At 73.3% G+C, this 1,735-nt stretch carries 2 protein-coding genes and 1 pseudogene; all 3 read right to left on the bottom strand.

Going from position 1 to position 1,735, the window contains the following annotated elements; translation table 11 throughout:
* Positions 1–468 (bottom strand): thiamine pyrophosphate-binding protein (locus tag ABZ281_RS48255; RefSeq protein ID WP_356665076.1); only part of this gene is annotated, 468 nt, incomplete at its 3' end.
* Positions 465–1,358, bottom strand: a complete 894-nt coding sequence (iolB, locus tag ABZ281_RS48250; protein ID WP_356665074.1) for a 5-deoxy-glucuronate isomerase — start codon at positions 1,356–1,358, stop codon at positions 465–467. The genes ABZ281_RS48255 and iolB, both read right to left, overlap by 4 nt.
* A gap of 13 nt (positions 1,359–1,371) precedes the next feature.
* Positions 1,372–1,647: pseudogene (locus ABZ281_RS48245) on the bottom strand (deoxyribose-phosphate aldolase); the annotation flags it as partial.
* Between the last annotated feature and the right edge of the window lie 88 nt (positions 1,648–1,735).

Below are 1,735 nucleotides of genomic sequence, written 5' to 3'. Positions count from 1 at the left end.
GTACGTCTGGAACGACCGGCATCCGGCGCGGGTCGGCGTGCTGCCCCGCAGGGACGGCCCCTCCAGCTGCTGGAGCAGCGGGTCGGGGGCGTGTGAGGCGAAGTAGTCGCCGGGCAGGAGCAGCACCGGCAGCCGGTTGATCGTCGCCAGGGCGGCGCCGGTGACCAGGTTGGTGGCGCCCGGGCCGATCGAGGTCGTCACCGCCTGCGCGGACAGGCGGTCGAGCTGCCGGGCGTAGCCGACGGCCGCGTGCACCATGGACTGCTCGTTGCGGCCCTGATGGAACGGCATGACGTGCTCGCCCGCCTCCAGGAGCGCCTGGCCGACCCCGGCGACGTTGCCATGGCCGAAGATGCCCCAGGTCCCGGCGATCAGCCGGCGGCGCACGCCGTCGCGCTCGGTGTACTGGACGGACAGGAACCGGACCAGCGCCTGGGCGGTCGTCAGTCTGCGGGTGGGGGCACTCATACGGAGGTCTCCGGGGCGGTGTAGAGGGGGAGCCGGGGATCGACCGGCTGGTCCGGCCAGGTGTCGCGGACCCAGGCGTGGTCGGGGTGGTCGCAGATCAGCCAGGCGCGCTCGGCCTCCGGGCCCGCCATGACGTTGAGGTAGTACATGTGGTGGCCGGGCGTGGCCATCGACGGCCCGTGCCAGCCGTCCGGGATCAGGACGACGTCGCCGCCGCGCACCTCCGCCAGCACGTCGGTGTCCCGCCCCGGGCCGGAGGGGGAGACGCGCTGGTAGCCGAGACCGGGGATGCCGTCGTGGCCGGCGAACTCGAAGTAGTAGATCTCCTCCAGCACGGACTCCTCGCCCGGCCGGTGCTCGTCGTGCTTGTGCGGCGGGAACGACGACCAGTTGCCGCCCGGGGTGATCACCTCGACCGCGATGAGCTTGTCGCACTCGAAGACCCCGGCCGCGCCGAAGTTGTTGACCTGCCGGGAGCAGTTCCCCGTGCCCCGCAGCTCCACCGGCACCTCGGACGCCGGGCCGTAGCGCGCGGGCAGCCGTCGCGTGCAGCGCGCACCGGTCAGCGCGAACCGGCCGCCGCCGGCCGACGTCACGCTCGCGCGGGCGTCGCGCGGCACGTACGCGAAGTCGCTGACGCCGCTGAAGACGTCGGCGCGGCCCTGGAGTTCGAACGTCTCCTGGCCGAAGTCGTCCGCCGCGGCGACCGTGCAGCCGCCGCTCAGCGGGACGACGATCCACTCGCTGTCGCCGGTGTCGAAGGAGTGTGTGCCGCCGGGCGGCAGCTCCAGGACTCGCAGGCCGGCGTGGCCCCAGCCGGCCTTCTCGGGCGTGACGTCGACGGCGTAGGGGCCGCCGAGGGCCTTGCCGGCGGGAAGGTGGTACGTCATTGCATCCTCCGGATCACAGCAGACCGACGGCCGTGTCCACGGCCTCTTCCACGCTGCCCCCGGCCGGGTAGAGCAGCGACCGCCCGACGACCATGCCCTGGACGGTGGGCAGCCGCAGGGCCTTGCGCCAGCGTTCGTAGGCGCCCTCCTGGTCCTCGCCCACCTCGCCGCCGAGCAGCACGACCGGCAGGGTGGAGGTCTCCAGCACCTCGGCCATGTCGTCCGGGTCGTCGGTGACGGGCAGCTTCAGCCACGTGTAGGCGGAGGTGCCGCCGAGCCCGGCGGATAGCAGGCCGCCCGCCGCCCCGGAGCGATCGAACCGAACCGGTGCACGTAACAGTCACACCCAGGAGTGACCGCGGTGGACGCGGGCACAG

This window comes from Streptomyces sp. NPDC006265 (assembly GCF_040613555.1).
Taxonomy (GTDB): Bacteria; Actinomycetota; Actinomycetes; order Streptomycetales; family Streptomycetaceae; genus Streptomyces.
This window is presented reverse-complemented; position numbering and strand designations above follow the sequence as displayed.